Here is a 13,560-nt window from a genome sequence, read left to right on the forward strand (position 1 = left end):
AGGGGTGGATGGCGAGTGGCCAGCGATCCCGCGAGAGACCGCCAGAAAAATGGCTACTGTACCCGAATAACGTGATGAATTACTCAGTTTCGCTCGAGATTGCCGAGAATTCGACTGAGCGTTTTCTGACAGAGCGCGATTTCTTCCTCGGAAATGCCGGTGAGCACTTCGTTGCGGACAGCGGCCGCAATGTTCTCGATATCGGTGATGAGTACGTCTGCCTTGGGGGTCAAGGCGATGCGCTTGGCGCGGCGGTCTTCGGCGACAGCCTGGCGACGGACCAACCCTTGGGCCTCGAGGCCGTCGAGCAGGCGCGCCAGGGTGGGACCCTCGACGCCGACCGACTGGGCCAGCTCGCGCTGGGTGGGTGCAGCGGAGTGGCGCGCCAGGTGCAGCAGCACCAGCCAGCGCGCCTGGGACAGGCCAAGGTGACTGAGACGGCGGTCGAGTTCGGCCCGCCAGGCACGCGAAGCCTGGGCCAGTTGGGTACCGAAATAGTGCTTATCGTTATCTGACATTGTCGTGCAAAGTTCGGAAGTGAATCGGCTAAGTTGATTTGACTAATTATTAGCCAGCTAATCAAGCCCGTACAATGACAGATTGTCGCAGGGTGTGACGCTTTGCCTCACCACTTGGCGTACTGGTCCTCCACGAAGCCCCAGAGATTCTCGATGCGCACCTCGCCCCGCCCTGCCGGGCGCAGCACGCCGGTGAAGCGCCCGAATATCTGCTTGAAGTTGCTCGCCAGCACGCCGAGGTTGAGACGCTCCTGATGCAGGCCGTGGGCCTCGAAGCGCAATTCGACCTGGCCGTCGAAGGAGCGGATGGTCCAGGGCTTGAGCGGATGGTCGCGGTCGAACTCGAAGCGCACCGTGTCGACCTTCACCAGTTGGCCGTCGAGCCAGTAACAGTTCTCGGTGAAGCTGGTCTCGTTGACGCCGCACGACAGGTTCAGCCCGATACGCCGGCCCTGCGCCGCGCCGGACAGGCAGGCCCAGTTCCAGAAGGTTTCGCGGCGCATGTAGCCGGCGGACCAGTCGTGGTGCGCGTAGGCATCCAGCTCGCGCAGGTCGTAGTTGCCCAGCACGCAACGTACCTCCCCTTGGCAGTGCACGCCCGCCACCTTGCGCGCATAGACCCAGCCGTTCACCGCGGTCGGGGTGCAGAGGCTCATGGGTTGGAACGCCGGTTGCTCCTCGCTGAAGCGTGCGTCGATGCGGGTGCCGTCGTCCAGCTCGACCAGCAAACGCTTTCCGAAGGGCGAGGAGCTGTTCTCCAGGCGCAGCAGGTTGAGCCCCTGGCGCAGTTCGCAGACGCCGTCATCGGGCGCCTGCGAGAAGTGCGTCCCCATTCCCAGCGGGCACTTGAACTGGCGCTCGATCATCCGCCCGCTTTCGGGGTGGTAGAGGTAGACGAAACCGATAGTGAGCAGGCTCACATTCGCCAATGCGCAACCGCCGATCAGCGTCGGACTGATCAGGCCGAAGTACTGGAACTGATGGAAGCTGCGCCACTTGGCCAACGCGCCGAGGCGCCGGCCCATCGGCGAGCGGAAGTCGAAGTCGCGGTAATTGATGGTCGCCGGAGTGCCGGGAAAGATGCCGTAGTGCGGTTGGCCGTTGGGCTGGATCAGCTGCTGCATGGGCGCGGGCTCGGTGACGGAGTGCGGCGCATGCTAGCACCGCGTCGACGCGCCCCGCAGTCACACACGGCGCCAGCTCGGGGGACCGAATGGGCCATCAGGCCACGACCTGGTTGCGCCCGAACGCCTTGGCTTCGTACAGAGCCCGGTCAGCATGTTCGTAGATGCTGCGCAGCGGGTTGCCGGTTTCCGGCCACAGGCAGGAAACGCCAATGGACAGCGTCACCTCGTCTGCGGTCAGCGAGCCCTCGTGGGCGATGCCCAGCCTCTGTACTGATTCGCGCAACACCTCGGCGCGCTCCTTGGCCTCGCGCTCACTGGCGCCGTAGAGCAGCACCGCGAACTCTTCGCCACCCAGACGCACCGCGATGTCCAGCGGGCGCCGGGCGCAGGCCGCAAGCACCTCGCCGATGCGCTGCAGCACGGTATCGCCCGCCTGGTGGCCATAGCGGTCGTTGTAGGCCTTGAAGTGGTCGACGTCGCAGAGCAGCAGCGCCAGCCCGACGCTCTCGCGCTGGGCCTGTCGCCACAGGCGCTCCAACTGGCGATTGAAACTGCGACGATTGTGCAGGCCGGTCAGTGCGTCGTGCTCGGCCATCACTTTCAGCAGGCGGCTGATGAGGAAATGCTGGCGCGACTTGTAGTCCAGCAGGTAGCAACCCACCGCGCCGACCAGGTTGGCCAGCAGCAGGAACACCACGTTGCTGATCAGCTTGGCTGGCGGCAACCCCGCGTACAGCTCGAAGCCCACGTACGCCAGCAGGATCACCGAGGCGCAGCCCACCGCTTCGGCGAAGCGCAGGCCGATCAGGAAGTAGGCGGCCATGCTGACCAGCAGCAGGCCTTCGTAGGGATAGCTCTGGTCGACAGTATGGGCGATGCCGGCCACGGCCGCCGCGCCAATGCCGACGCTGAGGATGCAGGCCAGGCTCAGCGGCACCAGCAGATGGATATGCCGGCGCTGCAGGATCAGCCCGCCACAGACGGTCAGCAGCACCAGCACGCCGATACGGACGGCGAGCATCTCCCAGTGTTCTGCAGTCCGGATCAGAAGGAAGTCGATAGCCGCCAGCGCCAGCCAGATCAGCACACCGATGGTCAGCGCGGTGCGCTTGAGATCGAAGCTGTCTTCCAGCAGGTAATGGCGATACTGGGTCTCGAGGTCGGGCTCGAAACGCAGGCGGCGAAAGCCCCGGGAGAGCTGCTCGGCGTAGGCATTGGAGCGGACATCGTCCAGCCAGCTTTGTTGTTGTGACACGCTCACCTCTTCTCGTGGAGGTCTAAGTGCCACCATAGCGGTTCGGGACGGGCGTCACAAGTTTGTCGTTTTGTTCCGTCACGAATATGACGGTGCAGCGGGGCGCGGGTCGCGCCTGCGTCGTAGGAGCGGACCTTGTCCGCGAAGTCCCGCCGACGCTCCAGCACTGAAGGATGAACTCGTGTAGGAGCGAGCTTGCTCGCGAACGGGGTCGCGCGGGGGCGAAAGCAAGAACAGGGGACCCGGATATGACCCCTGCCCCGAGGAATTTCGCGGACAAGGTCCGCGCCTACGAGATCAAGAGCTTCTCGCTGTCAGACTTCCAGCTCGGCCTGCAGGGCGGCACGTACGCAATGCAGAACACCCAGCGGCACGCGGCCTTCGAACAGCTCGGCGATGGCGCTCACCGGAGGCAGCTCGCCGTCTTCGTCGAGGAAAGCGTCCTGTACCTCGCCCAGCAGCTCCTCGGGCAGGTCCAGCGCCTGCTCCAGGGTCAACTGCTGGCGGCCGATGGCTTCGGCCAGCAGGCTGTAGACATTCTTCTCGCTGCAATCGAGCTGGCGGGCGATCTGCGCCGGGGTCATGCCGGCGCGGGCCAGGGTCACCAGCTCGTGGCGCAGGTCGGTGACCGGGGCCGGGGTGTCCGGGGCCTTGTCCGATTCGGTGAGCACATCGAGGAAGGCGTGGCCGTAGCGCTCCAGCTTGCGCGCGCCGACGCCGCTGACCTGGGCCATGGCGGACAGCGTGGTGGGTTGGCTACGCAGCATTTCCAGCAGGGTGGCGTCGGGGAAGATAACGTAGGGCGGCACCGAGTGCTCTTCCGCCAGCTTGCGCCGTAGGGTTCGCAGGGCTTCCCACATCTCGCGCTCTTCCTGGCGCACCAGTTGGCTGGCCGGGCTGGCGCCGCCGGAGGAGGACGACTTGCTGCGCTGCGGCTTGGGATCGCGGCGCAGGGCCAGCGTCTCCTCGCCACGCAGCAGCGGACGGCAGGCTTCGGTCAGGCGCAGGCCGTTGAAGCCGTCCACATCCACATCGGCAAAGCCACGGGCAACCAGTTGGCGGAACAGCGTGCGCCACTCGTCCTCACCACGGGACTTGCCGATACCGAACACTGCCAGGTGCTGATGACCGACGCTGCGCACCTTCTCGGTGTCCTTGCCCAGCAGCACGTCCACCAGGTGGCCGACGCCGTAGCGCTGGCCACTGCGGTAGATCGCCGACAGCGCCTGGCGCGCGGGTTCGGTAGCGTCCCAGGTTTCCACGCCGTCGACGCAGATATCGCAATGGCCGCAGGGGTTGGGCATCACTTCATCGAAGTAGGCCAGCAGCGCCTGGCGGCGGCAGCGGGTCTCCTCGCACAGCGCCAGCATGGCTTCGAGCTTGTGCCGCTCGACGCGCTTGTGGCGCTCGTCGCCCTCGGAGTTCTGCATCATCTGCCGCAGCAGCAACACATCCTGCAGGCCGTAGGCCATCCAGGCGTCGGCGGGCAGGCCGTCACGACCGGCGCGGCCGGTTTCCTGGTAGTACGCCTCCAGGCTTTTCGGCAGGTCCAGGTGCGCGACGAAGCGCACGTTGGGCTTGTCGATGCCCATGCCGAAGGCGATGGTGGCGACCATGATCAGCCCTTCCTCGTTGAGAAAGCGCTTCTGGTGATAGGCGCGCAGGTCGTTGGACAGCCCCGCGTGGTAAGGCAGCGCCGGGAAGCCCTGGTTGGAGAGGAACTCGGCAACCTCCTCGACCTTCTTGCGCGACATGCAGTAGACGATACCGGCATCGCCCCGACGCTCGGCGAGGAAGCCCAGCAGCTGCTTGCGCGGCTGCTCCTTGGGCACGATGCGGTAGAAGATGTTCGGCCGGTCGAAGCTGGAAAGGAACTGCTCGGCGTTCTGCAGGTGCAGGCGCTGGATCATCTCCTCGCGGGTACGCATGTCCGCCGTGGCGGTCAGGGCGATGCGCGGCACCGCCGGGAACAGCTCGGCGAGCTGGCCCAGTTGCAGGTATTCGGGACGGAAGTCGTGGCCCCATTGCGACACGCAGTGCGCCTCGTCGATGGCGAACAGGCCGATCTGCAGGCGCTGCAGGAAGGCCAGCATGCGCGGCTGCACCAGGCGTTCCGGGGCCAGGTAGAGCAGCTTGATCTCGCCGCGCAGCAGGCGATCGGCGATCTCGCGCTGGGCCTCGAGGCTCAGTGAGGAGTTCAGCGCCGCCACCGGCACGCCCAGCTCGTCCAGCGTGGCGACCTGGTCCTCCATCAGCGCGATCAGCGGCGACACCACCACCGTGAGGCCGTCGCGCAGCAACGCCGGGACCTGGAAGCACAGCGACTTGCCGCCGCCGGTGGGCATCAGCACCAGGGCATCACCGCCGCTGGCCACGCGCTCGATGATCCGCGCCTGATTGCCACGGAAGGCGTCGTAACCGAAAACGTCTTTGAGGATGCGCTGGGCCTGGTCGAGCATGGGGGACTCCGAATGAAGCCGGGCATTATACGCAAGCGATCCGCCAGCGACCGGCACCTTGTCCGGGAAACTGCGGAAAAATCCGTCACATGCGTCCGAGCTCTGCGTCGGAGCCCTGCGTCGGCGCGGGCTGCACGGGCATTTCGCTTTTGCCGCGGGCCCCCGGAAAGACTACAATTCGGGACCGATCACCTCCGAGGTAGTACCCGATGTCCTTCGCCGACCAATTGTCCCGCCTGCAAGCCTTTCTCGATGCCGATGACCTGCACGAGGAAGCCTTGGACTACGTGGCGGCACACGGCTACCTGACCGCCCTGGCCATCTGCCCGGAGGAAGTCCCGGAGCGCGAGTGGATCGACGCCCTGTTCGCCGAGCCGCCGCACTACCGCAACGAGGAAGAGCGCACCCAGATCGAATCCACCCTGGTCCAGCTCAAGGCGCACATCATTCGTCAGATGGCCGGTGACGAGGAGCTGGAGCTGCCGTGCGAGCCCTACCTGGGCGACGAGCCGGACGACTCCGACATCCGCGGCTGGTGCATCGGCTTCATGGAGGGCGTGTTCCTGCGTGAAGCGGTGTGGTTCGAGCAGGCCGAGGAGGAAGTCAGTGAGCTGCTGCTGCCGATCATGGTCGGTTCCGGCCTGTTCGACGAACAGCCCGAGTTCGACGAGATCGCCCGAGACCGCGGCCTGGTGGATGACATGGTCGCGCAGATCCCGGAGCTGCTGACCAACCTGTTCCTGCTGTGCCAGGCGCCGGAAGAGAAGCCCGCTCTCCTCAAGCCCCGCACCCACTAATCGTTCGATGCCTGCGCGGCAAATCCGCCAGAGCCGCCACGCCTGGGTTCGCTACTGCCTGCTCGGCGTGGGCTGGCTCAGCGTGGCACTGGGCGTGATCGGCATTTTCCTGCCGGTGTTGCCCACCACGCCCTTCCTCCTGCTTGCCGCCGCCTGCTTCATGCGCAGCTCCCAGCGCTTCTACGACTGGCTGGTGAACCACCCGAAACTTGGCCCCTGGATTCGTAATTATCTCGACGGCGAAGGCATCCCGCTCAAGGGCAAGGTCTACGCCATCGGGCTCATGTGGTGCAGCATCCTGATTTCCGGTTTCGTCGTTCAGCGCCCCTGGGCCTGGGCGTTCATGCTGACCAGCGCGACGCTGGTGAGCATCTATTTGATCCGAATGAAAACACGTCGGTTGGATTGAGTTCTGAGCCTGGGCGAGCACCCTCTCCCTAACCCTCTCCCTGAAGGGAGAGGGGATTGTCTGGAGTGGCCTGAACGCCAGGCATTTTCCAGCTGACTCGGTTGCTGGCCGACGCGCCGTACGGCCCCTCTACCTTCGCGACCCTGCACCCGGTGGCGATGCGCCAGCGCAAGTTCCCGAAGACCGCCTAGACTGCACTCATCCCACATGGAGCGCTGGCGATGCAGCCATCCCGAGGAGCCCTCAGGCTGTTCGCCAGCCCGCTGCGTCTGCGGGCCGGCGTCCTGCTACTCGCGCTCCTCGCGCTGACCGCCGGCGCCGCCTGGAATTTCGACGCCATCCTGAAGAACGCCGAGCAGCAATATGGCGACCTGGGCACCGGCAAGGGCCGGATCCAGTCCTGGGGACGGCTGATCCAGGACAGCGAGAGCCTCGACGAGCCCGCCAAGCTCAAGGCGGTCAACGCGTTCTTCAATGGCGCCCTGGTATTCACCGACGACCGCACCGTCTGGCGTCAGGAGGACTACTGGGCGACGCCGGTGGAATCCCTCTACAAAGGCGCTGGCGACTGCGAGGACTACTCCATCGCCAAGTTCGTCACCCTGCGCCGCCTCGGGGTCGCCAGCGACAAGTTGCGCATCACCTACGTCAAGGCGCTGCAGCAGAACCAGGCGCACATGGTGCTTACCTACTACGCCTCCCCCACTGCCGAACCGCTGGTGCTGGACAACCTGATCCCGCAGATCAAGCCCGCCTCCCAGCGCAAGGACCTCCTGCCCGTCTACGCCTTCAACGCCGAGGGGCTGTGGCTGCCCGGCCCTGGCGGCGGCAAGCGCACCGGCGACAGCAAGAAGCTGTCGCGATGGCAGGACCTGTTGACCAAGATGCGCGCCGAGGGCCTGGACCTCGACGAGACGCGATAGGAGAAAACCGGCATGTCATTGCTCAAGCAACTGTTCCTGGCGATCTGCCTGTTCCTCGTGGTGGCCTTCGCCGGCAGCTTCGCCGCCAGCCTGGAAAGCTCCCGCGAGCAGATGATCAGCCAACTGCGCTCCCACGCCCAGGATGCCGCGACCGCGCTGGGGCTATCGCTCACCCCGCATGTGGACGACCCGGCGATGATCGAGCTGATGGTCAGCTCGATCTTCGACTCCGGCTACTTCGCCACCATCCGCGTGGTGAGCATTCCCGAGGGCAAGGTGATCGTCGAGCGCGACAGCGACACCCAGGACCAAAAGGTGCCGGGCTGGTTCGCCAAGCTGGTCAACCTCAAGGCCCAGGGCGGCGACGCGCTGATCATGCGCGGCTGGGAGCAGGCAGCGCGGGTCGAAGTGGTCAGCCACCCACAGTTCGCCCTGGCCAAGCTGTGGGACGGCGCACTGGGCAGCCTCGCCTGGCTGCTGGCCTGCGGGCTGGTCAGCGCCATCCTCGGCGGCTGGCTGCTGCGTACCCAGTTGAAGCCGCTGGACCAGATGGTGCAGCAGGCCCACGCCATTACCCGCCGCGAATTCCTCACCCTGCCCAAGGAGCCACGCACTCCCGAACTCAAGCGCGTGGTGCAGGCGATGAACCAGATGGTCGACAAGCTCAAGGCATTGTTCGCCGAGGAGGCCACCCGCAGCGAGAAGCTACGCGAGGAGGCCTACCAGGACAGCCTCTCGGGCCTGGCCAATCGCCGCCTGTTCGACGCGCGGCTGGATGCACAACTGTCCCCCAGCGAACAGAACGCCGCCGGCTATCTGCTGCTGCTGCGCCTGAATGACCTCGCCGGACTCAACCAGCGCTTGGGCGGGCTGCGCACCGACGCGCTGATCCGCGACGTCGCCGAGCTGCTGGAGCGTCAGCGCGAAACCCACGGCACCCCGGACTGGCTCGCCGCGCGCAGCCGCGGCGGCGAATTCACTCTGCTCGCCCCCGGCGTCGACAGCGCCAGCGCCGAACTGCTGGCCGATCAACTCAGCGCCGCACTGGAAAACCTGCGCGGCACCGGTGCCAGCGATTGCAAACCGGTGGCGCACCTCGGCCTGGCGGCCTTCCGCCCCGGCGAATCCGCAGCCAGCGTGCTGTCCCGAGCAGACCAGGCGCTGGCGCAGTCGCAATCCTCGCCGGACCGCCCCTGGCAACGCCTGGACAGCTCCGGCAGCCAACCCGCACAGGACTCCCGCGCCTGGCGCGAGTGGCTCGACGACGCCCTGCAGAAGGGCAAGCTGCAGCTGTGGTTCCAACCTGTGCGCACCTGCGCCGAGAACGGCGAACTGCTGCATCAGAAGGTCCTCGCGCGTCTGCTCGATCCCAAGGGCGAGGCCATTGCGGCCGGGCAGTTCCTGCCGTGGATCGAGCGCTTCGGATGGTCCGCGCGCTTCGACCTGGCCATGCTCGAACACGCCCTCGCCCACCTTGCCCAGCAGCCAGTACCACTGGCGCTGTCGCTCTCGGCGGAAACCGTGCGCAGTGCCGAACCCTTGCGCCAGTTGTTCGAGATTCTGCGTGCCCACCCGCAGGAAGCACAGCGGATGACCCTGGAAGTGGACGAACGCTACCTGCCGCCACCGGCCGAGCTGGAGAGACTCGCCCAATCGGTGCAGGAGGTCGGCGCCAAGCTGGGCCTGCAGCACTTCGGCGGGCGCTTCAGCCTGATCGGCAACCTCACCCGCCTGGGCCTTGCATACCTGAAGATCGACGGCAGCTACATCCGCGCCATCGACCAGGACAACGACAAGCGCCTGTTCATCGAAGCCATGTACCGCGCCTCCAACAGCATCGACCTGCCGCTGATCGCGGAGATGGTCGAGACCGAGGGCGAGCTGCAGGTGCTGCGGGAGATGGGGATTGCCGGGGCGATGGGGCGGCTCATCGGGGCGCCGAAGCCGTCGCAGCGCAATGGCGGGTAGACCGTCGGCCCTGCCGACGGATCGCAGGCATGGCCCGCTCATACGAAAGCCTCGCCGTTGCCTGGGCTTGGGTTTGCGCTTCAGTCTTTGTGGACTTCCAGTGAAACATCCGCACGCTCCGGACGGCCCCTTTCAGGAGGCCTCGTTGAAGCGGAGTTTCAGGGGTTGAGCGACATGGATGTCGCCAGAGCCACGATGGGCCAGGGATGGCCCGTCGTGGCGTGCCCCAGAAACTGCGCTTCACCGAGGGAATTTTTCGCCGAAGCGAAAAACCGGATGGAGGGGCAAGCCTTCTTGGTTACTTCTTCGGCGTCTGGAAGAAGTGACTCGCCGAGAGGCGAAACCAGATTTCATAACGCACGCCGAAGCGACGCAGTAACTCCAAGCCCCGAAGCATTGAGCGTAGGACCGGCGTTGGATCAGGTTCGCGAGCAAGCTCGCTCCTACAAAAAGGCAGACTGGCGTCTCAGTCCTTCTTGCTCTTCTTCGAACGCCCGTACGCCGCCTCCAGCGCATCGTTGATGGTCCTGAGCACCTTCACCCGCGCATAGCGCTTGTCGTTGGCCTCGATCAGCGTCCAGGGCGCTATCTCGGTGCTGGTGCGGTCGACCATGTCGCCCACCGCATCTACATAGAGGTCCCACTTGTCGCGGTTGCGCCAGTCCTCCTCGGTGATCTTGAAGCGCTTGAAGGCAATCGACTCGCGCTCCTTGAATCGCTCCAGCTGGGTTTCCTGGTCGATCGACAACCAGAACTTCACCAGCACGATGTTGTAGTTCGCCAGCTGCTCCTCGAAGTCGTTGATCTCCGCGTAGGCGCGCAGCCAGTCGGCGTCCGAAGCGAAGCCCTCGACCCGCTCCACCAGCACGCGCCCGTACCAGGATCGGTCGAACATGGTGAACTGCCGGCGCGCCGGAATGTGCCGCCAGAAGCGCCACAGGTAGGGCTGCGCGCGCTCCTCTTCTGTGGGCGCGGCAATCGGCACGATGCGGTACTGGCGTGGATCCAGCGCGTCGGTGACACGGCGGATGGCGCCGCCCTTGCCCGCCGCGTCGTTACCTTCGAACACGGCAATCAGCGAGTGGCTGCGCAAGCGCTTGTCGCGCATCAGCGTGGCCAGGCGCGCCTGCTCCTTGGCCAGTTGCTCCTTGTACTGGCTCTTGTCCAGTGACAGGCTCAGGTCCAGCGCATCCAGCAGGCCCTTGTTGTCCAGGCTGGACACCAGCGGCGCGGCGTGGGGCTGCGGGGTCGGGCGGTCCTTGCGCTTGAGCGCGGCCTGCAGGCTCTCGAGGATGGTGCGGCCGACCGTCAGGCTGCGGTAGCGCTCATCGGAACCCTCCACCACATACCAGGGCGCATAGTCGCGGCTGGTGCGGCGCAGCACGCGCTCGCCATAGCGTACGAACTTGTCGTAGACCTCGCTCTGCTTCCAGTCGATCTCGCTCAGTTGCCAGCTGCGGCTCGGGTCGTTCTCCAGCGTCTTGAGGCGTTCCTTGAGCTGCTTCTTGGAGAGGTGAAACCAGAACTTGAAGATCAGCGCGCCTTCGTCGGAGTACATCCGCTCGAAGCGCTCGGCATCGTTGATCAGGCCGTCGAGCTGGCTGTCCTTGATCTCGCCGGTGACGCGCGCATAGAGCATCTGGCTGTACCAGTTGCCGAAGAAGATGCCGGTCGTGCCCTTGGGCGGCAGGCGCCGCCAGAAGCGCCACTGCGGCGGCCGCGAGAGTTCCTCGTCGGTCGGCAGGTGGAAGCTTTCCACCCGGATCAGGCGCGGGTCCATCCACTCGTTGAGCAGCTTCACCGTCTCGCCCTTGCCGGCGCCCTCGATGCCGTTGATCAGGACGATCACCGGAAAGCGCGCCTGCTGCTTGAGCTCGTACTGCGCCTCGAGCAGGGCCTCGCGCAATACCGCGACTTCCTTCTCGTAGGTTTCCTTGTCGATGGAATGACCGATCTCGGCGGATTCGAACATGCACCTCTCCTTGTTTCGAAGTGAGTAAAAGGTAGCGGAAGTGACGCAGGCTGTCTGCGCGATGGATCGGCTAAACTGCCGCCTTCGTTTCCCTGCCCTGCCCTCCTTCATGCCAGACATCAGCAGCGCCCAGATCGACTGGGACGAGAACGGCCAGCCCAGTTCCCGCGTCTACGGCGACGTGTACTTCTCCCGCGACTCGGGCATCGCCGAGACGCACCACGTGTTCATCGACGGCAACCGCCTGCCCGAACGCTTTGCCGCGCTGCCTGCCGGCGGGCGCCTGTGCATCGGCGAGACCGGCTTCGGCACCGGGCTGAACTTCCTCTGCGCCTGGCGGCTGTTCGAAGAGCGCGCGCCGAGCGATGCGCGGCTGCACTTCGTCACCACCGAAAAGTACCCGGTGACGCGGGAAGACCTGCGTCGCGCCTTCGCCCTCTGGCCGGAGCTGGCGCCGCTGTCGGCGCAGCTGCTGGAGCAGTACGTGGCGATCAACCCCGGCTTCCAGCGCCTCGTCTTCGCCGCAGGCCGCGTGGTGCTGACCCTGCTGGTGGGCGACGTGGTGGACACCCTGCCCGAGCTGGACGCGCGCATCGACGCCTGGTTCCTCGACGGATTCTCCCCGGCGAAGAACCCGGAGATGTGGAACGACGCCCTCTATGCCCAACTCGCCCGTCTATCGGGGCCGGGTACGACCATCGCCACCTTCACCAGCGCCGGCTTCGTCCGCCGGGGGCTGGGCGCGGCCGGCTTCAAGATCCGCCGCACCCTGGGTTTCGGCAAGAAATGGGAGATGTCCCAGGGCGAATTCCTCGGCGTCGAACAGCCGGCCGGCAAACCCTGGTTCAGTCGACCTACGCGACCCAAAGGTGCGCGGGAAGCACTGGTGATCGGCGGCGGCATGGCCGGTTGCGCCAGTGCCGCCAGCCTCGCCGCCCGGGGCTGGCAGGTGACCTTGATCGAGCGCCATGCGGGTCTCGCCGAAGAAGCCTCGGGCAACCCGCAGGGCGTGCTGTACCTGAAGCTGTCCGCCCACGGCACCGCACTGTCGCGGCTGATCGTCAGCGGCTTTGGCCACACGCGGCGGCTGATCCAACGCCTGCAGAAGGGCGCGGAATGGTCCGATTGCGGCGTACTGCAACTGGGCTTCGATGAGGCCGAGAGCCAGCGCCAGACCCAGCTGGCCGAGGCCTTTCCGGCCACCCTGCTGCGCCAACTGGACAAGGCCGAGGCGGAATCCGTCGCAGGCATCGGGCTGCCCGCTGGCGGCCTGTTCTACCCCGAAGGCGGCTGGGTACATCCGCCTGCGCTGTGCCGGCATCTCGCGCAGCATTCGAATATCCGCGTGCTGACCGGCGAGGAAGTCCGCCTGCAACGCGACGCCGATGGCTGGAGCGCCTGGAGCGGCGAGCAGAAACTCGCCAGCGCGCCCATCGCCATTCTTGCCACCGCCGCCGAAGTGCGCCGCTTCGACGGGGCCCAGACGCTGCCGATGAAGCGCATCCGCGGGCAGATCACCCGCGTGCCGGCCACCGCCGAGAGCGCCGCACTGAGTACCGTGGTCTGCGCCGAAGGCTACGTCGCCCCGCCGCGCCACGGCGAGCACACCCTGGGCGCCAGTTTCGAATTCAAGCGAGACGACACTGAGCCATCATTGGAAGAACACCTGGGCAACCTCGACCTGCTGGCGGAGATATCCACAGACCTGACCGAGCGCCTGCAAATCGCCCAGCTCGATCCGGCGATGCTGCAGGGCCGCGCCGCCTTCCGCTGCACCACGCCGGACTACCTGCCGCTGGTGGGCCCGCTGGCGGATCGCGAAGCCTTCGCCCAGGCTTACGCAGTGCTCGGCAAGGATGCGCGCCAGGTGCCGGAAACGCCCTGCCCCTGGCTCGAAGGCCTGTATCTGAACAGCGCCCATGGCTCGCGCGGCCTGGTGACCGCACCGCTGGCCGGCGAGCTGCTGGCGGCCTGGATCGACGACGAACCGCTGCCCGTGCCACGCGCCGTGGCCGAAGCCTGCCACCCGAACCGTTTCTTCCTTCGCGACGTCGTGCGCGGCCAGAAGAACTCCTGAACACCTCGCGGTCCATCGATGGGATCGCGACCAGCCTCCAGAGCGGACCACCGAC

General features: G+C 66.0%; 10 protein-coding genes. 5 read left to right on the top strand and 5 right to left on the bottom strand.

Annotation, left to right across the window (positions count from 1 at the left end):
- Positions 1-83: 83 nt before the first annotated feature.
- From slyA to recQ, 4 genes are all read right to left on the bottom strand, one after another.
- Positions 84-518, bottom strand: coding sequence for a transcriptional regulator SlyA (slyA, locus tag C167_RS0129505; RefSeq protein ID WP_017521920.1), 435 nt, complete (start codon positions 516-518; stop codon positions 84-86).
- Positions 519-625: 107 nt separating this feature from the next.
- On the bottom strand, positions 626-1,642 hold the full coding sequence (locus C167_RS0129510; RefSeq protein WP_017521921.1) for a DUF2804 domain-containing protein: 1,017 nt from the start codon (positions 1,640-1,642) through the stop codon (positions 626-628).
- Positions 1,643-1,739: 97 nt separating this feature from the next.
- Entirely contained in the window at positions 1,740-2,936 is a 1,197-nt protein-coding gene (locus tag C167_RS0129515) for a diguanylate cyclase (protein WP_051168005.1), read from the bottom strand.
- Positions 2,937-3,214: 278 nt separating this feature from the next.
- Complete coding sequence (gene recQ, locus C167_RS0129520) at positions 3,215-5,359, bottom strand: DNA helicase RecQ (protein WP_017521923.1); 2,145 nt, start codon at positions 5,357-5,359, stop codon at positions 3,215-3,217.
- 209 nt (positions 5,360-5,568) lie between these two features.
- Here recQ and C167_RS0129525 point away from each other — a divergent pair, with 209 nt between their 5' ends.
- The 4 genes from C167_RS0129525 (at position 5,569) to lapD (ending at position 9,456) form a co-directional block, all read left to right on the top strand.
- Complete coding sequence (locus C167_RS0129525) at positions 5,569-6,156, top strand: YecA family protein (protein WP_017521924.1); 588 nt, start codon at positions 5,569-5,571, stop codon at positions 6,154-6,156.
- Positions 6,157-6,163: 7 nt separating this feature from the next.
- Positions 6,164-6,565 (top strand): YbaN family protein, encoded by a 402-nt coding sequence (locus tag C167_RS0129530; RefSeq protein ID WP_017521925.1) that lies wholly within the window; start codon positions 6,164-6,166, stop codon positions 6,563-6,565.
- Positions 6,566-6,786: 221 nt separating this feature from the next.
- A complete protein-coding gene (gene lapG, locus C167_RS0129540) occupies positions 6,787-7,488 on the top strand; it encodes a cysteine protease LapG (RefSeq protein ID WP_017521927.1) in 702 nt (233 codons plus the stop codon).
- A gap of 12 nt (positions 7,489-7,500) precedes the next feature.
- The gene (gene lapD, locus C167_RS0129545; RefSeq protein ID WP_017521928.1) at positions 7,501-9,456 is read left to right on the top strand and encodes a cyclic di-GMP receptor LapD; all 1,956 of its coding nucleotides are present in this window, start codon (positions 7,501-7,503) and stop codon (positions 9,454-9,456) included.
- A 466-nt stretch (positions 9,457-9,922) separates the two neighbouring features.
- Here lapD and pap read toward each other — a convergent pair whose 3' ends face one another.
- Positions 9,923-11,428, bottom strand: coding sequence for a polyphosphate:AMP phosphotransferase (pap, locus tag C167_RS0129550; protein WP_017521929.1), 1,506 nt, complete (start codon positions 11,426-11,428; stop codon positions 9,923-9,925).
- A 109-nt stretch (positions 11,429-11,537) separates the two neighbouring features.
- Between pap and mnmC the strand changes: the two genes are divergently transcribed.
- On the top strand, positions 11,538-13,505 hold the full coding sequence (gene mnmC / locus C167_RS0129555; RefSeq protein ID WP_026079360.1) for a bifunctional tRNA (5-methylaminomethyl-2-thiouridine)(34)-methyltransferase MnmD/FAD-dependent 5-carboxymethylaminomethyl-2-thiouridine(34) oxidoreductase MnmC: 1,968 nt from the start codon (positions 11,538-11,540) through the stop codon (positions 13,503-13,505).
- The last annotated feature ends 55 nt before the right edge of the window (positions 13,506-13,560 follow it).

Source organism: Pseudomonas nitroreducens TX1 (assembly GCF_000313755.1).
Taxonomy (GTDB): Bacteria; Pseudomonadota; Gammaproteobacteria; order Pseudomonadales; family Pseudomonadaceae; genus Pseudomonas; species Pseudomonas nitroreducens_A.